The organism is Stenotrophomonas sp. SAM-B (assembly GCF_013387485.1).
GTDB classification, from domain to species: Bacteria; Pseudomonadota; Gammaproteobacteria; order Xanthomonadales; family Xanthomonadaceae; genus Stenotrophomonas; species Stenotrophomonas maltophilia_AA.
Genome location: NZ_JABBXB010000002.1, coordinates 199,380 through 220,025 on the forward strand (window position 1 = coordinate 199,380; position 20,646 = coordinate 220,025).

Below are 20,646 nucleotides of genomic sequence, written 5' to 3' on the forward strand. Positions count from 1 at the left end.
CTCGCCCATGGGCATCGTCAACATCGACGACGAACTGCACGACAACCTGCGCCGCGCCAGCGGCGTCTCGGGCCGCTCGATCAACGCCCAGGCGGGTTTCTGGATCAAGATCGGCATGCTGTGCGAAATGAATCCGGGCATGAGCTACCAGGAGATCGTCAGCCGTGAACTGCGTGCGGCCGGGGTCGAACCGGGCGCGCTGCGGGTGGCCGAAGCATGATCAAGACCGCTGAAGAACAGGCGCTGATGCGCGCATCGGGACGCCTGCTGGCACAGGTGTTCGAAGCGCTGGACGAGCTGTCGCTGGAGGGCATGAGCACGCTGCAGGTGAACGACTGGGTCGAGCGTTTCATCGTCGATCAGCTGCACGCCCGTCCGGCGAGCAAGGGCCAGTATGGCTTTGCTTACGTACTCAATAGTTCGATCGACAACGTGGTCTGCCACGGGGTGCCCTCCGCCGATGACATCCTGCGCAGCGGGAGCATCGTCAACCTGGACATCACCCTGGAGAAGGACGGTTACATCGCCGATTCCAGCAAGACCTATCTGATCGGCGAGGTGGACTACGCGGCCAAGCGGCTGGTACGGGTCACCCGCGAGGCGATGTGGAAGGGGATCGGCGTGGTGCGTCCGGGCGCGACGCTGGGCGACATCGGTTTTGCGATCCAGCAGCATGCCAAGGCGCATGGCTACAGCGTGGTCCGCGAATTCTGCGGCCATGGCATCGGCCAGGAGATGCACGAGGAACCGCAGGTGCTGCATTACGGGCGCCGCGGCGATGGGCTGGAGCTGGAAGAAGGCATGACCTTCACCATCGAGCCGATGATCAACCAGGGCCGCGCGGCCATCGACATGAGTGACGACGGCTGGACCGTGACCACCCGCGACGGGAAGCTGTCGGCGCAGGCCGAGCACACCGTGCTGGTCACCGCCGAGGGCGTTGAGGTGCTGACGTTGCGTGCGGGCGAGCGGATGCCGGAGTGAACCGTCATTCGCTGCGCGTGGAGACCAGTTTGAGGAACGCCTCGTTCTGATACCGGCTCATGCGCAGCTGCTGGCCGGTGTCCATGGTCACCACATGGTGGCCGTTGAACCACGGATGGATCGCCTTGACCCGGCGCACGTTGACGATCGCCGAGCGATGCACGCGCGCGAAATGCCGCGGGTCCAGCCGCGCGGCGAGGGTGGTCATGGTCTCGCGCAGCTCGTGCATGCGGTCGAACAGGTGGATCTCGACCGTGTTGCGTGCCGCCTTGATCCAGACGATGTCCTCCACCGCCACCAGTACCACATGCTCATCGACGCGCACCGGGATGCGCTGCAGGTAGTCGTCACGCTGCCGGAGCGCATCCAGCGCCTGCAGGATCTGCGCCGAGGCCCGGGTGCCCATCGCGCTTGACGCCGACACCCGGGCTTTGGCCCGTTCCAGCGTGGTGGCAAAGCGCTCGCGGCTGAAGGGCTTGACCAGATAGTCCACGGCATTGGCCTCGAAGGCCTTCACTGCGTACTGCTCGTAGGCGGTGACGAACACGGTGGCCGGCATCCGCGCCGCACCGATGGTGGCCACCACGTCCATGCCGGTGATCGCAGGCATCTGGATGTCCAGGAATACCAGGTCCGGTGAGTGGCTGCGGATCGCGGCGACCGCCGAGATGCCATCGCCGCATTCCCCGACGATCTCGATCCCGGGATCATCCCGCAGCAACCGCACGATCGCATGCCGCGCGATGGGCTCATCATCGACCACCAGCACGGTCAGGCTCATGCCGGTGCGATCCCCGGCGTTGTCCCCGGGGTGAATTCGGGTGCCTCGTCGGCGCCGTCCAGGGCGCGAAACGGCACGCGGATGCGGCAGGCCACGCCTTCCGGCCAGAGCATGTCCAGCCGGACGTCGGCGGCATCGCCGTACAGCTCCTTCAGGCGCAGGCGTGTGTTGGACATGCCGATGCCGTGCCCGGCCGACGCGGTCGGTGCCGCCGACAAGGTACTGTTGCGGTTGCGGACTTCGATGCACAGCGTGTCGCCATCGCGGCGGGTCTCGATCTCGATGGTGTCGCTGCCCACGCGCTGGCCGATGCCATGGCGTAGCGCATTCTCCACCAGCGGCTGCAGGATCAGGCTGGGCACCGCGCAGTCCAGCGTGCCCGGGGCGATGTACGTGCGGGTGCTCAGCCGATCCTTGAAGCGCGTGCGCTGGATGCCCAGGTACAGCTCGATCAGGTCCAGTTCCTGGCGCAGGCTGATTTCCTGGCCGTCGTAATCTTCAAGGAACGCGCGCAGCAGTTCACTCAGGCGCAGCAGCATGTCTTCGGCCGAGACTTTGTCCTCGTCGAGCAGGGTAATGATCGCGTGCAGCGTGTTGAACAGGAAATGTGGCTGCAGCTGGGATTTCAGCGAGAGCAGGCGCGATTGCGCCAGTTCGGTGGCCAGCTGGCTCGCCTCCAGTTCACGGCGGGCTTTCTCGGCGTGGAAGTGGATGGCCTGCTGGATCGCGAACAGGGTCCAGTAGGTCAGCAGGCCGATGGCGAAATGCTGTTCCAGGAAATAGCCCAGCTGCTCGAAGAAACCGCTGGGCTCGAACAGGGTGGAGACGATCGCGCCCACCACCATGGCGATGAACGTCATGCAGAAGCTGGCCACCAGCTGCGTGCCGAGCCCGTGCAGGCGCCCGCTGCCGCGCACCGGAAAGCGCTCGGCGAGGCGGAAGACCGTGGGTGCGAGGGCAGCCCAGGTGTACCACTGGATCAGCGACCACCGCATGAGATCCCAGAGGGGTTGTCGGCTGTTCGGCAGGCCGGCGTTGATCGAGGTCTGCAGGGCGAACACCACGGCCACCGCCGTCCACAGGGCGAGGTAGCGGGACAGGCGGATCCGGGTGCTGCCGAGGCGAATGTACATGGTCGATTCCGGGCCAGGCATCTCTTGCGAAGCTCATCTTAGGCAGGCGGCGGGAGGGCGGGAAGCGCCATGACGGCCCATTACGATTGGCCTGGCCGTAGCGACGATTCGTCCCGGATCGGTTGGCGGCGAGGGCGCGCGGGCGCGTGATGCAGAGGTTCATCACCCGCCTGGAGACGCTGCCATGACCTTGATCCGCCCCTTCCTGATGGTTTCGCTGATGCTCGCCGGTACCGCGCACGGTGCGGAGGCACGCTACCTCGGCCTGCTCAACCGGGCCCATGACAGTGTCGTGGCCCTGGACGTCGCGCCTGCCGGGACGGAGGCCTTCGCTCCGCGGTCGATCGATGCCTTGGCGGGTGGTGGTGTCGGCACTACGGTCCGGTTGGCCGACGAAGGCTGCCGGTTCGACCTTCGCGTGGCGTTCCGCAACGGCCGGCGCGTGATCTACCGGGATGTGGATGTATGCAGGGGCGATACGCTGGTCATCGCGCCGCTGAAGAAAACACTCGATGATCGTGCGGTTGCGCTGGAGCCACAGCGTGCATCCCGTAGCCGATAACCGTGGCGTGCAGCCAGTGCGTCCCGCGCTTACGGACGCGCACGTGGCATGCGCTGCTCCACCAAGGCCGCGATCCAGTCGATGAAGACGCGCAGCTTGGCGCTGACATGCCGGTTCGGGGGGAACGCAAGGTGCAGCGGCATCGCATCGATGCGCCACTCCGGGAACAGCCGGACCAGTTCGCCGGTGGCCACATGCGGGGCGGCCATGTAGTCGGGGAGCCACAGCGCGCCCAGGCCCGCCACGCCCGCGGCGAGATACGCATTGCCATCATCGACCGCGAGCAGGTGGCGCCCCTTCACCGTGACCTGTTCGTCGCCGCGCTGGAGGGTGTAGGGCAGCACCGTGCCACTGCGCGAGCGCAGGTAGCCGACCACGCGATGCGGGGCCTGCTCCAGGTCCTGCGGATGCGCGGGGATGCCCGCCTGCTGCAGGTAGGCGGGCGAGGCGTGGATGCCGGCCTGCAGATCGCCGATATGGCGCGCGACCAGCGATTGATCCGTGATCTGTCCGCCGCGGATCACGCAGTCCACGTTTTCGTCGATCAGGTCCACGTGGCGATCGCTGACGCCCAGATCGAGCTGGATCTCCGGATAGCGGACAAGGAAGTCGGGCAGGGCGGGCACCAGCACCAGCCGCGCGAATGGGGCGGGCACGTCCACCCGCAGACGCCCGCGCGGCGCCGCCGCTGTGGACAGGCTGGTTTCAGCGTCGTCGATGTCGGCCAGCAGCCGGATCACCCGCGCGTAGTAGGCCGCGCCATCGGCGGTAACGTTCACCTGCCGGGTGGTGCGGTTCAACAGGCGCACCCGCAGCCGGGCCTCCAGGTGCTGCACCAGCTGCGTGACCGTGGTGCGGCTCATGTGCAGCGTGTCGGCGGCCTTGGTGAAGCTGCCGGTTTCCACCACCCGGGCGAAGGCCTGCATTGCGTCGAACCGGTCCATCTGCATTCCACGGGGGCTGATTGTTTGGATTCTACAAACAATGTTGGCGGGGAGGCCGCGTTTATCCCGCGCCCCTCCCGGTCTACTGTGGCGCTTCATTCGTGACGGGCCGTTCGTCGGCCCAGGGCAGAGGTTGATCATGGCAACACGTGATGTCGTTTTCCCGCCGGGCCGCCAGGCCCTGTACGAGCGCAACCGCTATTCGCCGGCCGTGCGCTCCAACGGCTTCCTGTTCGTGTCCGGCCAGGTCGGCAGCCGCGAGGATGGCTCGCCCGAACCCGACCTCGAGGCGCAGGTGCGGCGCGCGTTCGAGAACCTCAACGCCGTGCTCGGCGCGGCGGGCTGCACGTTCGAGGACGTGGTCGACGTCACCGTGTTCCTGGTCAACCCCGAGCAGATCTTCGAGCGCGTATGGGCCATCGTGCCGGACTACTGGGGCGAGGCGCCGTATCCGACGCTGACCGGGATCGGTGTGACCTGGCTGTACGGATTCGACGTGGAAATCAAGGTGATTGCGAAGCTGCCGTAGCACGCCTTCACGCGGTGACGGCCGCACGTTGTCGATAGTGGGCCGTCATCCTGCTTCCTGTTGCGGATCCACATGCCCCTGATTCCCGAGCGCGTCCAGCGCTGGCCCCGGCCGTGGCGCGTGGCGTTGCTCTCCTTGCTGGCGCTGTACGTGCTGTACCTGCTGGCAGGCAACGTATTCCTCAATACGCCGCTGTTCGATGCGGTCACCAACCGCAAACCTGAAAAATTCACGATGCAGACCGGGCCGGCGCTGACCCTGATGCCGGGCCAGGCCGTGGTCTGGAACATCCGCATGCGTGGCCAGGCCAACCGCACGCAGTATGTGTTCCGCGCCGACCGGGCCAGTGCGTGGATCGACCTGCCGGCGCTGTTCCGCAAGGAAGTGCGCATTCCGCGCATTGACGCGACCGGGGTGGAAGCCGAGGTCGAGCGGGTCGACAAGGCCATCCCGCCACCGCCGCGCGGCGACCGCGGCTGGACCCTGCGCTTCGATGCCATCCACAGCGACACCATCCGCAGCGGCCGTTTCGGCAAGCTGCTGGTGGTCGGCCAGGGCCACGGCACGGTCGGTTTCCTCAAGCAGCTCAAGGGCGGCCCTTCGGAGCTGTTCGATTCCACGGCAGGCTTCGACGATGCCCAGGTCAGCTTCGATGGGGTCAACGTGCTGGACGATGCGCATATCGCCGCGCGCTTCCACTTCCCGCGCCACTATCGTGACGACGCGCCGGGGCTGCAGAAACTCGGCATCACCTGGGCACAGCTGCAGATCGACGCCCGCAGCCAGGGACTGCGCATCGACACCGGCGGCCCGCACGTCAAGGTTGGCAGCGCGTTCTCCAATGCGCGGCTGAAGGCCGATGTGACCCTGGAGGACGGCGCGCTGCGACCCGGCAGCCGTCTGGTCTGGCGGCTGCCGCTGCATGCCGGCGTGCACGCCGATGACCGTGGCCTGCTGTCCCTGCAGCTGGACGTGGCGCAGGACATGCGGGTGCAGGCGCGGCTGCCGCGCGACCCGGAGACGGGCAGCGAGATCAACGCCGATGTCCGCGTGACCGGCCGTAAGATACCGTTCCAGGCGCCGGCCGAGCTGCTGCCGCGACTGTCCGGCAGGGTGCAGGGCGCGTGGCAGTTCCAGTCGCTGAACTGGATCAGCGACCTGTTCGTGAAAAAGCCCTGGTTCCATCTGGACGGCGGTGGCCTGCTTAAGGCCGATGTGCTCCTGGCCGAGGGTGAGCTGGCACCGGGCAGCAAGGTGGATATTCCGCAGGTGGCGGCCGTGGCCGAAGTGGCCGGCGTCCGCATGCGTGGCGATGCCCAGGCGCAGGGCCGGATTGTCGAGGGCACGCCGGCGCAGGCCGAGCTGAAGGTGCAGATTCCGCGGTTCCAGGCCGCGCCGACCAACGCGCCCAAAGCGCTGTTGTTCGATGGGCGCGAGCTCGCGCTCACCCTGCAGGGCGATGCGCGCCTGAAGCAGTTGAGTGACGGCATGCGCGCGCAGCTGCGCTTTACCGATGCACGCGTGCCGGACCTGACGGCCTACAACCGGTATCTCGGCAACGACAACGTGCGCCTGCTCGGCGGCACCGGACTGCTCAGCGGTGATGTGTCGCTGGATGCGTCCGGCCGGGTCGGCAAGGGCAGGGCCGATCTGCGCGGCACCGGCGCCCGCCTGAGCGTGGCGGGCATCGCGATGCGCGGCGATGCGCAGCTGCAGGCGCGCCTGCAGCGAGCGGATTTCGACAGCCGCCAGTTCGACCTCGGCGGCACCACGGTGGACCTGCGCAACATCCACGTGGGCGATGAGAAGAGTGATGGACGCTGGTGGGGCAAGGTCGCGATCCGCAGCGGCCACATCGATGCGGCCGCGCCGTTCCAGGTCGATGGGCTGGCCGACCTGCGCCTGCGCGATGCCGGGCCCTTGCTCGGCGTGTTCGCCCAGCGCAGTGAATACCCGCGCTGGGTGCTCGGCATGCTGGACTCGGGCGAAGTGCAGGCCAGTGGCCAGCTGCGCTGGCGTAGTGGCGAGCTGATCGTGGAGGACCTGAAGGCCGAGAACGAGCGGTTGTCCCTGCAGGCGCGGTTGGATCTGAGTCACGCCAAACGCCGGGGTGATCTGTATCTGCGCTGGGGCGTGCTCGGGGCCGGCATCGAGCTGCAGGGCGAACAGCGCAAGTGGCACCTCGCCGGGGCCCGCGACTGGTATGCGGAGCAGCCGCGGTTGCTGCCGGCCAAGCCTGCCGCAGCGAAGCAGGGCAACGGCACGCCCTGACCGACGGCCGCTGCTCCCCCTTGCGGGGCCCGGCTTGGTATCCTCGCCGCGCCCACTGTCTGGTGACAGCGTGCTTTCTCGCCGTCATCGACCCGTTATCCCATGAGCAACAGCACCCACCGCGTCCAAGGCCTCAACAACGATGAGGTGGCGGCCGATTGGCCCGCCATCACCGATCGCGAGATCGCCTGGCTGCGCGGGCGCTTCGCCCAGCTGGACGGGGAGTGCCAGCTGCTGTGGCATAGCCCGCGGCCGCTGTCCGCCGCCGCCATCGTGGAAAGCCAGGGCGGCAGGGTGTTCGTCAAGCGCCACCACGGCAGCGTCCGCACGGCGGTCGGCTTGGCCGAGGAGCATCGGTTCCTGCAGCACCTGGCCGGGCACGGCGTGCCCGTGGTCGAGGTGCTGCGTGACCGCGACGGTGCAACCGCGGTCGAGCACGATGGGTGGACCTATGAGCTGCATAGCGTGGGCCGTGGTCACGACCTGTACCGCGACGCGCCGTCGTGGACGCTGCTGACCGATGCCGCGCAGGCACGCGAGGCGGGACGGATGCTGGCGACGCTGCATCGCGCGTCGGCCAGCTACCGCGCACCCCAGCGGAGCACGCATCTGCTGGTCGCGCGCGACGATCTGATCCGCGCCGCCGATCCCGTCGCCGCCCTCCAGGATGGTCTCGGTGATCGCCCCGGACTGGCGGCCTATCTGGCACGGCAGGACTGGCAGGCCGATCTTCAGCGTGCGGTGCTGCCGTGGCATGCCGGGCTGGCCGCACGCCTGCAGGGCGAGCCGCGCCTGTGGGCGCACAACGACTGGCATGTCTCCAACCTGCTGTGGCGCCCGCACGGCGATACGTCCGTGGTCGCGACCGTGCTCGATGTCGGCCTGGCCTCACCGACCAGTGCCTTGTTCGATCTGGCCACGGCCATCGAACGGAATGCCATCGCCTGGCTGGCGCTGGAGCAGGAGGAGGAGGCCGTGCGCGTGGATATCGCACTGGCGCTGCTCGCGGGCTATCGCGAGATCGTGCCGCTGTCAGCCGAGCGCGTGCACCTGCTGGCCGATCTGCTGCCGGTGGTGCAGCTGGATTTCGCGCTGTCGGAGGTGGAGTACTTCGAGGGTGTGACCCACTCGCCGGCCAATGCGGACGTGGCGTACCACACCTTCCTGCTGGGGCATGCTGACTGGTTCAGCACCGCCGCAGGCCAGGGCCTGCTGAAGGCGCTGCACGCCGCCGCCTGAGGGCAGGCTCGCAAATCCGTACGGTTTGTAGTGAAATAGTCGCAGAAGCGGGGGTGCCTGGCGAAACCAGGCTGAGAGAGTCCCTTGGAACCTGATCCGGTTTGCACCGGCGTAGGGAGCTTTGAGCAGCAGGCATACCGCCGTGATGGGTCGGTGCGCGTGCGCGCCTTCGCTTCGTCTCCCCTCGCTGATGACGAATCGAATGAACCGCTGCTTCCGCCCCACGTTGTTGTCCGCCGCCCTCTGCGCCGCGCTGCCTCTCCATGCCAACGAACCCGCGGATGCGCCCGAGCGCTCGCCGACCGAACTGGCTGCCGTGCGCGTGCAGGCACATCAGCCGGCGGCCACCGCCACGCAGACCAGCAGCTTCGGCGCCGGTGACTGGAAGAGCACCCCGGCCTCGGTGAACGTGCTGGACCGCGACCTGCTGGACAGCCGCCAGGTCCGTACGCTGTCCGAGTTGGCCAGCAACGATGCCTCGCTGGGCGACAGCTACGCCCCGGTCGGCTACTACCAGAACATCGCCATCCGCGGCTTCCCGCTGGATACCGGCACCGGCTACCGCTTCAACGGGCTGGCCATCACCGGCGAGCAGCGCCTGGCATTGGAGAACATCCAGTCAGTGGAGATACTCAAGGGCGAGGCGGGTCTCGCCGCGGGCGTCATGGCGCCCGGCGGCATCATCAATTACGTGGGCAAGCGCCCGGCCGAGGTCCGCAACGTCACCCTCGGCACCGACTCGGAAGGCTCGCGCTACACCGCGGTGGATCTCGGCCATTGGCTGTCGCCGCGTTTCGGCGTGCGCTTCAATGCGGCCTGGGAAGACAGCGATTCCTACATCGACCATGCCGATGGCCGCCGCAATTTCTACTCGCTGGCCACTGACTGGTTGATCGGCGAACGCGGCAAGCTGGAAGTGGATGCCAACTACCAGACCAGCGCGCAGCGCTCGGCCTCGGGCTATCAGCTGCTGGGCGCCACCGAACTGCCGCGCGGCGTGGACCGCAAGCACCTGCTGGGTTACCAGGCCTGGCAGCGGCCGGTCGGTATCGACAGCACCAACCTGACCGCGCTGCATACCTACGATTTCAGCACGCGCTGGCAGTCGCGCGTGTCGGCCAGCTACAGCCGCTCGGTGATCGACGACAACGTCGCCTTCGCCTATGGCTGCTACTACGCCGCCGGATGCGCCGATGGCAGCGTGCCGGGCAACTACTTCGCGCCCAACGGCGACTACGACATCTACGATTACCGCAGTCCGGACGACACCCGCCGCAACCTGGAGTTCCGTGGCGAGCTGCGGGGTGCGTTCGACACGGGTGCCGTCAGTCACGCGCTGAGCATTGGCGCGGATCGTTTCGAGCGTACCGTGGACAAGCGCCGCAACGTCAACGAGTACGTGGGCACGGCCAACATCCACGACGCACAGGTGCCGCAGTTCGCGCCGTCGCCGCTGATGCCGGGTGCGTCCGCGCGGCGTCTGGACAGCGCGCAGACGGCGGTCTTCGCGCTGGACCGCATGAGCTTCGGCGACTGGCAGTGGCTGGCCGGGGGCCGTTTCGTGCGCCTGGACGAGCGGGCCTACGACAAGCGCGGCACGCCTGAGCGCCACAGCCGCCTGTCGCGCTTCCTGCCGCAGACCGCGCTGGTCTGGAAGGCCACCGATGAGGTCAACGCCTACGTCAGCTACGTGCGCGGCATCTCGCTCGGCCAGGAGGCCCCGTTCTGGACGTCCAACGAAGGCACGTTCCTGCCCGCGGTGCTGTCGCGCCAGGTCGAAGTGGGCGTCAAGTTCGTCCCCGGCGACGCGCTGACCCTCGGCGCGGCGCTTTTCCGTACCTCGCAGCCGTTCCAGTACGCCAAGCCGGACGGCAGCGATGCGGGCTACACCTTCGTCGAAGAAGGGCAGCAGACCCACACCGGGCTGGAGCTCACCGCACAGGGGCAGCTCAGCGAGCGCCTGTCGCTGACCGCCAGCGCCAGTTTCCTGCGCGCCCGTGCACGCGATGCCGGCACGCCGGACTACGAGGGCCACCAGCTGATCAACGTACCGAAGACCCGCGCGACGGTGCACGCGGAGTACCAGCTGCCGTTCGTGACCGGACTCGGGGTGACCGGTAGCTGGCGCTACGCCGCGTCCAACGTGGCCACGGCCGATGGCCGCATGAGCGCGCCGGCCTACAGCGTGTTCGACGCCGGCCTGCGCTTCAAGCATCAGGTGGGCGAGCACCCGGTGACCTGGAACCTTTCGGTGGACAACCTGTTCAACCGCTTCTACTGGCGCGATACCGGCAGCAGCTCGGGTGACTACTACCTGTTCCCGGGCGCGCCGCGCCAGGCCCGGTTGTCGGTGACCTTCGCGCTATGAACCCGGCGATCCTGGAATGGTCGGCGGCCGCTGTCAGCATGCTCGGGGTGTGGCTGATGACGCGCCGGGTGCCGTTGGCCTGGCCGGTCGGGTTGGTGTCGGTCGCGCTGTACGCGCTGGTGTTCGTGGAGGCCAGGCTGTATTCGGACACGCTGCTGCAGATCGTGTTCGGCGGTTTCCTCGTCTATGGATGGGTGCGCTGGCGCGGCCAAGTCGAAGACGATGGCCGGGTTGCGATCCTGCCGCTGGCGCGGCTCGCGTTGTGGCGTGACCTGGGCATCGGCGTGGCCTTCGGTATCGCGCTTGGTGCGGCGATGCACTTCTATACCGATGCAGCGCTGCCGTGGCTGGATGCGATGCTGGCCGCATTGAGCCTGGTCGCCCAGTGGTGGCAGGCGCGCCGGCACACGGCGGCGTGGTGGCTGTGGATCCTGGTCGATGTGGTGTACGTCGGGATGTACCTGGTCAAGTCACTGCATGTCACGGCGGCGCTGTATCTGGTCTTCGTGGGCCTGGCCGTGATGGGGTTGCGGGCATGGACGGTGGCGCGCAACGACGCGCTGTTTCACAACGTAGAAGGGCGGCGCGGATAAGTCCGCGCCGCCCTTGGTCACCTCAGGTCTGCACTCGACCCGGCGCAGTCAGAACCGCGCCGTGGCACCCACGAAGAAGGTGCGGGCACCGCCGTCGTAGTTGTTGCCTTCTTCGATGGTGGAGACATCGCCCAGGTTGAGCACGCCTGCACGGACTGTCAGGTGCTCGTTGACGTCGTAGCCGGTGACCAGGTCCCAGGTGGTGTACGCCTTGGCGAACGTGGCACTGGTGGAGGACACCAGTTGCTCGCCGATGTGCTGCGCGCTCAGGTTGAGCGACCAGGCATCGGTGACCTGCCAGTCCAGCGAGGTATTGGCGGTCAGCTTGGGAACCACCAGCAGGCTGGCGCCGGTGGTGCGGTTCTTCGATTCCAGCATGCGCGTGGCATTGGTGGTCCAGTTCAGTCGCTCATGCAGGGGCACGGTGACGCTGGCTTCGACGCCACGGGTGCGGGCCTTCTGGATGTTCTGCGCGACCGTCCACCAGAATCCGTTGACGAAGCTGGTCGTCTGGCCGGGGATTTCACGCAGCGGAACCTGCTGGATCTTGTCATCGAAATCGGTCAGGAAGTAGGTGGCCGACGCCGACCAGCCGTTCTTGTCGAAGCCGACGCCCAGCTCGTAGTTGGTGCTGGTTTCCGGTTCCAGGTTCGGATTTCCGGCCATGTAGCAACCGGTGGTGCCATCGGCGCTGACCGAGCGGTTGGTCCAGCCTTCGGCGGTCAGGGCGGTGCAGCCGTTACCACCGGACTGCGTCGCCGCACCGGCCGTGCCCTGCTTCAGCGTGGGCGCACGGAAGCCCTGCGAGACACCGCCGCGCACGGTCCAGTCATCGGACGGGTGCCACACGCCGTAGACGCGCGGGCTCAGGTTGTCGTCGTAGTTGTCGGTGTTGTCCCAGCGCAGGCCCACGGTGAGGATGAAACGCTCGTGCAGCGTGATGTGGTCTTCGGCGAACAGCGCCCAGGAATCGGCTTCGCTGACCGGACTGATGCGGCCGGTGCCGGTCCAGGTCACCGGTACGGTGCCGATGGTGTCGCTGTTCTTCAGCTCTTCGCGCTTCCACTGCCCGCCCACGTTCAGGCTCTGCTCGAAGCCCCAATGGAAGCTGCGGGTGAACGCGGTATCGAACACCGTCTCCTTGGAGTGGTTGCCGACGGCGCTGCCCTTGTCTTCGTAATCGTTCTGCACCAACGTCGTCTTGGACGTGGCGGCATCGCCGTAGCGACCATCGTGCATGACCACGTAGCCGGTCTGCACCAGCTTGGACAGGCCCCAGGCACCGACGTCACCGGCGCCACTGTTGCGCTGTTCGCCGCGCGATGCCTCGAAGCCCACGGTGTGGTCGTCATTGATGCGCCAGTTGAGCAGCGCGTTGGCGTTCTCGGCCTTGTTGCCAGGCGTCTGCCGGCGACCGGTATCCGATTCGCGGTTGGTGACATTGGCACCGACGCGCAGGCCCAGGTTTTCGGTCAGCGGGCCACTGAACAACGCGCCCATCTGGGTGGTATCACCGCGGGTGGGGGAATCGGGCTTGCTGTAGTTGAAGGTGACCGAGCCGCCCCATTCGTCGGCGATCTTGCGGGTGATGATGTTGATCACGCCGCCCATGGCGTCGGAACCGTACAGCGAGGACATCGGCCCGCGCACCACTTCGATGCGCTCGATCATGTCCGGCGAGAGCCAGTTCAGATCCTGGGGGCCCAGGTCATCGCGGTAATTCACGCCGGAGGAATTGCCCTGGCGGCGGCCGTCGATGAGGATCAGCGTGTACTGCTCGGGCAGGCCGCGCAGGCGGATCTTGGACTGCGCGCCGGACAGCGCATAGCCACCGGTCACGCCGGGAACCGTGCTCAGCAGCTGGCCGATGCTGCTGACCGGCTTGCGTTCGATCTCCTCGCGGGTGATCACGCTGATGCTGGCCGGGGCGTCCTTGATCCACTGTTGGGCGCCGGTGGCGGTGACCACGACGGTGTCCATCTGGCGGGGCGAGGCGGCGGCGTCCGCGGAAGCGTCTGCATGCGCCTGGGCGGTCAGTACCAGGCCAATGGCAACGGCCAGCGTGGCGGCGGAACGGCGGGAAGAGGGGGAGGGGTGCGACATCGCGAAAATACTCCGTGGCTATGGGAGCCCGCTGGCGATGGCTGGGGACGTCCGTGTAGGGGTTTCAAGAAATCTTAACAATCGTATCACGAACCATTCGCATTTGAAATGTAGTGATACACGGTGCGGCGGCCCGCAGCGCCGCTGTCGCGCGGGGCGGGTGGACGCTTGTCGACCGACTTATTCGACCAGGGTCAGCTGACGCCTGAAACTCGGCCGCAGGGCAAGTTTGTGGGTGACGCTGGTGATCGTCCGGCGCGGGTCGGTCGGGTGCGGCCGGGACGCGGTGCTGCTCCTGCCCTGGCGCCACAGCCCGAACATCACGATCTCCGCGCCCAGCGGATAGGAGCGCAGCCACGCGGCGTCGGCGTGGCCGACGCTGACCTCGAAGAAATCACGACGGTCCACTACACCCGTCTGCTGATACTTCGGCGCGCAGTTGAGGTAGGTGACGCCATGGGGGTCAGCCGGCTGCGGTGATCGGTGCGACCGCACCGTGCCGAGCAAGGCCATCGGCAGCTCGCTGGAGGACGCGCCAAGGCGCTCCCACGCCTCGTCGTAGCGGTCCAGTGCGTAAAAGAAATTGGCCCAGTCGACCTTCTTCTTGCCCAGCCGCAGGGTGAGGTGTGCAGCGAGCAAGGCGTCGCTCTCGTCCATGGCGCGCAGCGTGAGCAGGTCGGCGAGGGCGCGCAGACAGCCCTCGATCCGCGGATCCGCCGCCGTGACAGCCGTCGGCCCGGCGCTGCCGCGTTTCAGGGCCTGCTGGAGGACCAACAGGCGAAGCTCATGCCTGCCATCGTCCACGGCGGACAGGAACTCGGGATCGGCTCCGCTGGCAAGGAGGGCCTGCAGGTGCCCGGGGGCGTTGTAGCGGCAGCCGGGAAGATGCTCGGTGCCTTTCTGCAGCGCGATGTAGGCGGGGACCAGGAGGGGCGGGGCACGATCCACGCCGGGCCTGCTGTGCTCGGGGACGAACCGCACCGGCACGTTGCAGCCATCGCACAACAGGGTCGGCAGGGTCTGCTGCGCGTCATGGCGCTTCTGCAGGTCGCCCACCCGGTGCAGGGTGCCGTGCGTGCCCACCGCCTTGCGCATCTTGATTCCGCGACTCATCTGCAACCACTGCTTCGTTTCAATGGCGACCATCATAGTCGCTTCGATCAGTCGCCCTGCGTCGCAAACCGCAGCCGGTTGTGGTCCGGATCGATCACCACCATCTCGCGCCCGCCCCAGGGCACGTCCGCCGGCGGTCGGAACACCGGCGCTCCGGCCGCGACAAACGCAGCGTGCAGTGCATCCACGTCCGGGACGTGGAAATAGACAGCGCCGCCAGGCTCGCAGTCGCCGGCATGCTCGCTCAGGAACAACGATTGGCCCTCACGGCTGATCTGCACGAACAGCGGCATGTCCGGGGCGAACCGGTGTTCCCAGTCGATTGCAAACCCCAGCCGCTGGTAGAAGGGCACGCTGACCGTGGCATCGGTCATGCGCAGCTGGGGGATGACGGTCTGCTGCATCAGTGATCGCCTCAGCCCGGGTAGGCCGGGAACCGCTGATCCGGGTGGGTCTTCTTCCATTCGGTATGCGCCACCGTGCCTTCCCAGGACAGGAAGGCATTGGGCACCCGGCCGCGGCCCGACCAGGTGGCGCCGCTGTGCGGCAACCAGAAACGCGGTGGCAGATCTTCTTTGGCGGCCTTGGCGGGCTTCTTACGCCTGGCCGGGCCTTCGGTTCCCACCAGTGCCTGGATCCTGCGCTGCTGCTCCGGAGTGAAGTCAGCGAAGCTGGTGCTCAGCAGCAGGGTGACGCGCTCGTAGGCCTCCCGGGTGGCGGCCTTCAGCAGTGCCTGCTCATCCATGCCCGATCGCGCGACCGCCGCTGCCAAGCTGGCGTTGATCTTGGATGCGGAGCGGGCAGTGGAGGGCGTTCGGGGCATGGGATTCCAGGGTAGGTGGGACTGACGGAGGGCACGATAGCAAATGCCGGCGTGAAGCCATCGCAGATCGGCGCGAGGGGAAAGCTGTACTTTCGCCAAACTGAACAGGGGGAGGTTCATCTGCGGGTGCGCAATGTTCCGGCAATCTTCGGCAACCAGATTCGATTCAACACCGTTCTACTCAAAGGATCCAACGATGCTTACCTCGACCGCTTTCAGCTTCCGTGGCCTGGCCCTCGCGTTGGCCCTGACCGCCGGCGTGACCGCCGCAGGCAATGCCGATGCGATGTCGCGCAAGGACAAGAACACGCTGGTGGGTGCCGTGGTGGGTGGCGTCGCCGGGCACGTGTTGTCCAACGGCGATCCGCTGATGACCGCAGGTGGTGCAGTGGCGGGCGGTGCGATCGGCAACGTGACCACCAAGGATCGCCGCGACCGTGACTATCGCTACGACCGTGATCGCCGCTATGACCGCGACCACCGTTACGAGCGCAGCAGCCGCCACGACCGCCGTCATGACCAGCGCCGCTGGAACCAGGACCGTCGCCACCACAACCGCGGCTGGCGCTGACGGCTGGCCGACAGGCAGCAACCGCGCGTTGAGGCATCCGCTTGGCGGTGCCTCAACGATCCCGATCCAGCAGGCAATCAATGAAGGCGCGCAGTGCGGGCAGCAGGTGGCGCCGGCTGGAGTAATAGAGGTACAGGCCAGGCACGATTGGCGACCAGTCCGCCAGGATGAGTTTGAGCCGCCCATCCGCCAGGGCCTCTGCGATTCCTTCGTCGTCGTAAGCGTAGAACACGCCAAGACCCTGCAGTGCTGCGGGGACCACGATGTCCTGGTGGTTGGCGATGACCGCGCCTTCGCCAAAAAACTCGACGGCCTGCGCGCCGTTCCTGAAATCCCAGCCAGCCACTTTGCCGCTGCCCGGAAATCGCCAGTTGATGCAGGCATGACGATCCAGGTCTGCGGGTGATCGCGGTTCGCCGTGTCGGGCCAGATAGTCGGGCGACGCCACCGCCAACAGCTGCACGTCCGGTGTGAGCCGAACAGCGACCATGTCCTTCTGCAGGCGGCCCCCCACGCGGATGCCCGCATCGAATCCTTCCCCGGCGATGTCGGTCAGGCCATCGTCGATCACGATATCGAGCACGACGTCAGGATGCGCTGCTGCAAAACGTCCGAGGCGTGGGGCGATCACCTTCCGTGCGCCCATGCTGAGCGTGTTGATCCTCAGCGTGCCCGCAGGACGTGCGTGGGCGGCGACTGCCTGCGCGACCGCCTCGTCCATCTCGCGGAACATCGGGGCGATCCGCTCATGTAGGCTTCGCCCGGTCTCCGTCGGCGAGACGCTGCGCGTGGTCCGGTTCAACAGCCGAACGCCCAGCCGAGACTCCAGCTGGCGAATGATCTGGCTTAGGGCGGATCGCGACAGCCCGACGTGATCGGCCGCGCGGGCGAAGCTGCCCCGGTCCACGACCGCCACGAAGGCCTTGAGCTCCGCAAATTCGGCACCGCGCATTGTGTACTGATTCCTGCATAGCCTGGTTCGATAATAGGTGATTCTCTTATTTATCGGCACGGCTCACGCTAGGCCCATCAACCCGATGGAGCACGCCGATGAACGACCTGACCCTGCCCGAGCCGATCACGGCCTACTTTGCTGCCGACCTCACGGATGCCCTCGCGGTCGCACGCTGCTTCACCGCCGACGGACGCGTGATGGACGAGGGGCGGACCCACGTGGGGCGCGCCGCGATCGAGGCCTGGAAGGCGGCTGCCTCGACCCGCTACCGTTACACCACCACGCCCCGCAGGCTGGAAAAGCACGGGGAGGCCTATGTCGTGACCAGTCATGTCTCGGGCGACTTCCCCGGCAGCCCGGTGGATCTGCGCTACACCTTCACTCTGAAGCGGGGCCGGATCGCCATGCTGGAGATCGCGCCGTGAGCTTCGATCTCCAGTTGGCCAGCACGCGGGTAGTGGTTACCGGTGGAACGCGCGGCGTCGGTGCGGCCGTCGTCAACCTCCTGGCCCGGCTGGAGGCCCGGATCGTGGCAACGGCGCGATCGCTGCGCCAAGCGGGAACAAGGCCGTCCACTACGTCGCCGCAGACCTCTCCACGGCAGAGGGGGCCCGTCATGCAGCGGATGCGGCACTCCGCCACCTCGGCGGAATCGATGTCCTGATCAACGTGGCGGGCGGCTCGTCTGCCCCGGTGGGCGGATTTGCCATGCTGGACGACGCCGAATGGATGAAAGAACTCGACCTCAACCTGATGTCCGCGGTGCGTCTGGACCGCGCGCTGCTGCCGGCGATGATCGCCCAAGGGGCCGGGGTGATCCTGCATGTGACCTCGATCCAGCATGCATTACCACTGCCCGATGCCACGACGGCATACGCCGCTGCCAAGGCCGCGCTGTCGACGTACAGCAAAGCGTTGTCAAAGGAAGTCACACCCAAGGGCGTGCGCGTGGTGCGCGTATCGCCGGGGTGGATCGAGACGGAGGCTGCCATCGCACTGGTCGCGCGTGTCGCCGCACAGGCGGGCACCGACCACGAGGGCGGCAAGCAGTTGGTCATGCAGCAACTGGGCGGCATCCCGCTCGGACGGCCCGCCAAGCCGGAGGAAGTCGCCGACCTCATCGCCTTCCTCATCTCGCCACGGGCGGCGGCGATCTCCGGGACGGAACACACCATCGATGGTGGAACGGTACCGACGGCGTGAGCGTGCCGGGCTGCACCCGCCCGGGGGCAGGGTAGGTCGGTCAATTTGAACGAACGATCAAGTTATCTGGACTATAAGGAACAAATCGTCCGAACGTGAGGTGCATAGTGGCTCTGCCGGCCACCGGGCCGTGCGTTCATCCACCCGAGGATACGTCCATGTTCAAGCCGATCTCTGCAGTGTTCGCGGTCGCCCTGGCGGCCAGCCTTGCTTCCTCCGCCTACGGTCGGGACACCGTGCCCGTGCCGCAGGGCGCGCAGGTCAGGAACGTGGTGCTGGTGCACGGCGCGTTCGCCGACGGCACCGGGTGGCGCCCGGTCTACGAGGACCTCACCGCCCGTGGCTACCGTGTCTCCATCGTCCAGAACCCGCTGACCTCGCTGGACGAGGATGTGAAGGCGACCAGGCGCGTGCTTGATCGTCAGGATGGTCCAACCCTGCTTGTCGGCCATTCGTGGGGTGGTACGGTCATCACCGAAGCCGGTGTCCACGACAAGGTGGCCGGTCTTGTGTATGTGTCCGCCTTGGCGCCCGACGCTGGCGAAACGACAGCCCAGCAGTACACCGGCTCCGCGCCCACGCCCGAGTTTGTGATCGAGACGGGCAGTGATGGCTACGGCTTCATCGCTCCTGCCGCATTCAAGGCAGGCTTTGCCCATGACACCACCGACGCCGATGCGGCCTTCCTGCGTGATTCGCAGGTGCCCATCAACATGTCGGCGTTCGGCACGAAACTGACCCATGCGGCCTGGCGCACGAAGCCCAGCTGGGCCGTGATTGCCACCGAGGACAAGGCCTTCGATCACGCCATGCTGATCCACATGGCGAAACGCATCAACGCGCGCATCACCCAGGTTGCCGCGAGTCATGCCGTTTTCATGACGCAGCCCAAGGTCGTCGCCGATACGATTGACCAGGCGGCCCAGGCGGTCGGACAATCGATCCGATAAGCGTCGCGCGGGTGCGACGGAGCAACGCCTTCCGGGCAGATGCGGGTGACTCATGACAAGGATGTCCATCTCGAACAGCTCCGGGAACGACCAACGCCTTCGCTGGCGCTTCAGCGGTTGTGTCGCGGCAGCGATGGCCGTCAACGGGATGATGGCCTCTGCAGCTGCGACCCAGGCCCCACCGGCTGGGATCGAAGCGGTACTCCAGCGCGTTGCCACCGTCGCCGGCGCTCCTGGCTCCAGGCAGGCCGCAGAGAAGCTGTGGGGTGTCCCGCTGGATGCGCCGGTGGTGGTGCATGACCGTGCCTCCGGCACGAACTGGCAACGGAATTCCGTGACAGGGGCAACGGTGCCGGTGGCGCTGCGGAAGGATCAGCCGCCTGCGAACACCTGCACACTGATCAACGACGTACCCAGTGTCCTGCTGCTCCTGCCGTTGCCCGCCGACCCGGATGGGCTGGCGACGCTGCTCTGGCACGAGCAGTGGCATTGCGTGCAGGCGGCCCTCGGTCTTCCTGCTGCCGAAGGCGATACGGCCCATCTGGACAGCGAAGCCGGTCGCACGGCGTTGCGGCTGGAAATGCGCGCCTTGGCACAGGCCGTTGCGGAAGCCGATGACCGCCAGGCGCGTCAGCACGCTGCCGCGGCGCTGGGCTTCAGGGCGCTTCGCTCCGGGTCTCCACCCTCGTCGAAACGCGCGCTGGCCGAGGAGGCAAACGTCGAACGCAACGAAGGCCTGGCCGAGTACACAGGGCGCGTGGTCGCCGCGGCTGCCAGCGGTGCCAATGCCGCTCCCGCCGTTGTGGAGGCGCTCGCCAAGGCGGATGCCTCGCAGAGTTTCGTGCGCTCGGCGGCGTACGCGACCGGGCCGGCGTATGGGATGCTGCTGGACCGCTGGTTGCCGTCATGGCGACGCGGGCTGTCGACCACCTCGGACCTGCCCGGGCTGCTGGCAGAGACGCTTGATGCGCCACTCAGCGCGACGGACCTTGCCCGTGTCGGTGACACCTATGGAATGAACGCAGTGCGCACAGAGGAGCGCGAGCGGGCTAAAGCGCGGGAGCGGCGCAGCGCCGAGTATCGTCACCGTTTCCTTGGCAACGATGCTGTTCGCCTTTCCCTCCGCACGCCTTCCGTGTCCTTCGATCCGCGCTCGCTGTTTCCGCTGGATGACGCGGGGATGGTCTATACGCCCCTGACGGTTCGGGATGAGTGGGGAGAGCTGACGGCGGAATCCGGGGCGCTGCTGTCCAAGGACTGGGCGCTGCTCAGCGTCAGCGGCGACCCAGTGGAAGGCGAGGCCTCCAGATGGACGGGACCGGGCTGGACGCTGGAGCTCAGCGAGGGGTGGAGGCTCGGAAGGGACGCAGAAGGATGGCGTCTGCAGACCCTGCCGTGACGGTTATGAAGCCAGCCGATGCTTGGGCGTCCGGACGCAGATGTCTCTCATGGATCACGCTACGCCCTCCTCACGATCCGGCACTTCATCCTGGTTACCCTTGCTTCCCTGACAGCATCCACGCG

21 protein-coding genes and 1 riboswitch are annotated in these 20,646 nt (G+C 67.0%); of the genes, 13 read left to right on the top strand and 8 right to left on the bottom strand.

Features of this window, described 5'->3' with window-relative positions; translation table 11 throughout:
- Positions 1 to 7 precede the first annotated feature (7 nt).
- Both HH110_RS05175 and map read left to right on the top strand, forming a co-directional pair.
- Positions 8 to 220: a ParD-like family protein gene (locus tag HH110_RS05175; RefSeq protein ID WP_088433419.1), complete on the top strand. Its 213-nt coding sequence runs from the start codon at positions 8 to 10 to the stop codon at positions 218 to 220.
- Positions 217 to 984: a type I methionyl aminopeptidase gene (map, locus tag HH110_RS05180; RefSeq protein WP_176988668.1), complete on the top strand. Its 768-nt coding sequence runs from the start codon at positions 217 to 219 to the stop codon at positions 982 to 984. Before HH110_RS05175 ends, map begins: the two co-directional genes overlap by 4 nt.
- A gap of 4 nt (positions 985 to 988) precedes the next feature.
- On the opposite strand, the gene HH110_RS05185 is transcribed toward map, so the two are convergent.
- Both HH110_RS05185 and HH110_RS05190 read right to left on the bottom strand, forming a co-directional pair.
- Complete coding sequence (locus HH110_RS05185; RefSeq protein ID WP_176988669.1) at positions 989 to 1,765, bottom strand: LytTR family DNA-binding domain-containing protein; 777 nt, start codon at positions 1,763 to 1,765, stop codon at positions 989 to 991.
- Positions 1,762 to 2,898 (bottom strand): sensor histidine kinase, encoded by a 1,137-nt coding sequence (locus HH110_RS05190; protein WP_176988670.1) that lies wholly within the window; start codon positions 2,896 to 2,898, stop codon positions 1,762 to 1,764. The genes HH110_RS05185 and HH110_RS05190 overlap by 4 nt, the downstream gene beginning before the upstream one ends.
- 184 nt (positions 2,899 to 3,082) lie before the next feature.
- Between HH110_RS05190 and HH110_RS05195 the strand changes: the two genes are divergently transcribed.
- The gene (locus HH110_RS05195) at positions 3,083 to 3,460 is read left to right on the top strand and encodes a hypothetical protein (protein ID WP_176988671.1); all 378 of its coding nucleotides are present in this window, start codon (positions 3,083 to 3,085) and stop codon (positions 3,458 to 3,460) included.
- A gap of 29 nt (positions 3,461 to 3,489) precedes the next feature.
- Here HH110_RS05195 and HH110_RS05200 read toward each other — a convergent pair whose 3' ends face one another.
- A complete protein-coding gene (locus HH110_RS05200) occupies positions 3,490 to 4,404 on the bottom strand; it encodes a LysR family transcriptional regulator (protein ID WP_176988672.1) in 915 nt (304 codons plus the stop codon).
- 139 nt (positions 4,405 to 4,543) lie between these two features.
- Between HH110_RS05200 and HH110_RS05205 the strand changes: the two genes are divergently transcribed.
- From HH110_RS05205 to pnuC, 5 genes are all read left to right on the top strand, one after another.
- Positions 4,544 to 4,933, top strand: coding sequence for a RidA family protein (locus HH110_RS05205; protein WP_176988673.1), 390 nt, complete (start codon positions 4,544 to 4,546; stop codon positions 4,931 to 4,933).
- A gap of 72 nt (positions 4,934 to 5,005) precedes the next feature.
- A complete protein-coding gene (locus HH110_RS05210; protein WP_176988674.1) occupies positions 5,006 to 7,204 on the top strand; it encodes a hypothetical protein in 2,199 nt (732 codons plus the stop codon).
- Between the two features lie 102 nt (positions 7,205 to 7,306).
- On the top strand, positions 7,307 to 8,443 hold the full coding sequence (locus HH110_RS05215; protein WP_176988675.1) for a phosphotransferase enzyme family protein: 1,137 nt from the start codon (positions 7,307 to 7,309) through the stop codon (positions 8,441 to 8,443).
- 39 nt (positions 8,444 to 8,482) lie between these two features.
- A riboswitch (TPP riboswitch) is annotated at positions 8,483 to 8,578 on the top strand.
- A 67-nt stretch (positions 8,579 to 8,645) separates the two neighbouring features.
- Positions 8,646 to 10,811 (top strand): TonB-dependent siderophore receptor, encoded by a 2,166-nt coding sequence (locus tag HH110_RS05220; protein ID WP_176988676.1) that lies wholly within the window; start codon positions 8,646 to 8,648, stop codon positions 10,809 to 10,811.
- Entirely contained in the window at positions 10,808 to 11,404 is a 597-nt protein-coding gene (gene pnuC / locus HH110_RS05225) for a nicotinamide riboside transporter PnuC (RefSeq protein WP_176988677.1), read from the top strand. The genes HH110_RS05220 and pnuC overlap by 4 nt, the downstream gene beginning before the upstream one ends.
- 48 nt (positions 11,405 to 11,452) lie before the next feature.
- Here pnuC and HH110_RS05230 read toward each other — a convergent pair whose 3' ends face one another.
- From HH110_RS05230 to HH110_RS05245, 4 genes are all read right to left on the bottom strand, one after another.
- On the bottom strand, positions 11,453 to 13,507 hold the full coding sequence (locus HH110_RS05230) for a TonB-dependent receptor (protein ID WP_176988678.1): 2,055 nt from the start codon (positions 13,505 to 13,507) through the stop codon (positions 11,453 to 11,455).
- 180 nt (positions 13,508 to 13,687) lie between these two features.
- A complete protein-coding gene (locus HH110_RS05235; protein WP_241696417.1) occupies positions 13,688 to 14,653 on the bottom strand; it encodes a hypothetical protein in 966 nt (321 codons plus the stop codon).
- 14 nt (positions 14,654 to 14,667) lie between these two features.
- Complete coding sequence (locus tag HH110_RS05240; RefSeq protein ID WP_176988679.1) at positions 14,668 to 15,024, bottom strand: VOC family protein; 357 nt, start codon at positions 15,022 to 15,024, stop codon at positions 14,668 to 14,670.
- A gap of 11 nt (positions 15,025 to 15,035) precedes the next feature.
- Positions 15,036 to 15,443 carry an H-NS family nucleoid-associated regulatory protein gene (locus HH110_RS05245; RefSeq protein WP_194243620.1) on the bottom strand — a complete coding sequence of 136 codons (408 nt, stop codon included), beginning with the start codon at positions 15,441 to 15,443 and terminating at the stop codon, positions 15,036 to 15,038.
- Between the two features lie 196 nt (positions 15,444 to 15,639).
- On the opposite strand from HH110_RS05245, the gene HH110_RS05250 reads away from it, so the two are divergent.
- The gene (locus tag HH110_RS05250) at positions 15,640 to 16,014 is read left to right on the top strand and encodes a glycine zipper 2TM domain-containing protein (protein ID WP_176988680.1); all 375 of its coding nucleotides are present in this window, start codon (positions 15,640 to 15,642) and stop codon (positions 16,012 to 16,014) included.
- Positions 16,015 to 16,066: 52 nt separating this feature from the next.
- Here HH110_RS05250 and HH110_RS05255 read toward each other — a convergent pair whose 3' ends face one another.
- Complete coding sequence (locus tag HH110_RS05255) at positions 16,067 to 16,966, bottom strand: LysR family transcriptional regulator (RefSeq protein ID WP_176988681.1); 900 nt, start codon at positions 16,964 to 16,966, stop codon at positions 16,067 to 16,069.
- 98 nt (positions 16,967 to 17,064) lie between these two features.
- Here HH110_RS05255 and HH110_RS05260 point away from each other — a divergent pair, with 98 nt between their 5' ends.
- From HH110_RS05260 to HH110_RS05275, 4 genes are all read left to right on the top strand, one after another.
- Positions 17,065 to 17,394, top strand: coding sequence for a nuclear transport factor 2 family protein (locus tag HH110_RS05260; protein ID WP_176988682.1), 330 nt, complete (start codon positions 17,065 to 17,067; stop codon positions 17,392 to 17,394).
- A 118-nt stretch (positions 17,395 to 17,512) separates the two neighbouring features.
- Positions 17,513 to 18,172 (top strand): SDR family oxidoreductase, encoded by a 660-nt coding sequence (locus HH110_RS05265; RefSeq protein ID WP_342589230.1) that lies wholly within the window; start codon positions 17,513 to 17,515, stop codon positions 18,170 to 18,172.
- Positions 18,173 to 18,330: 158 nt separating this feature from the next.
- Positions 18,331 to 19,122, top strand: a complete 792-nt coding sequence (locus HH110_RS05270; RefSeq protein ID WP_176988683.1) for an alpha/beta fold hydrolase — start codon at positions 18,331 to 18,333, stop codon at positions 19,120 to 19,122.
- Positions 19,123 to 19,183: 61 nt separating this feature from the next.
- Positions 19,184 to 20,521, top strand: a complete 1,338-nt coding sequence (locus tag HH110_RS05275; RefSeq protein ID WP_176988684.1) for a hypothetical protein — start codon at positions 19,184 to 19,186, stop codon at positions 20,519 to 20,521.
- The last annotated feature ends 125 nt before the right edge of the window (positions 20,522 to 20,646 follow it).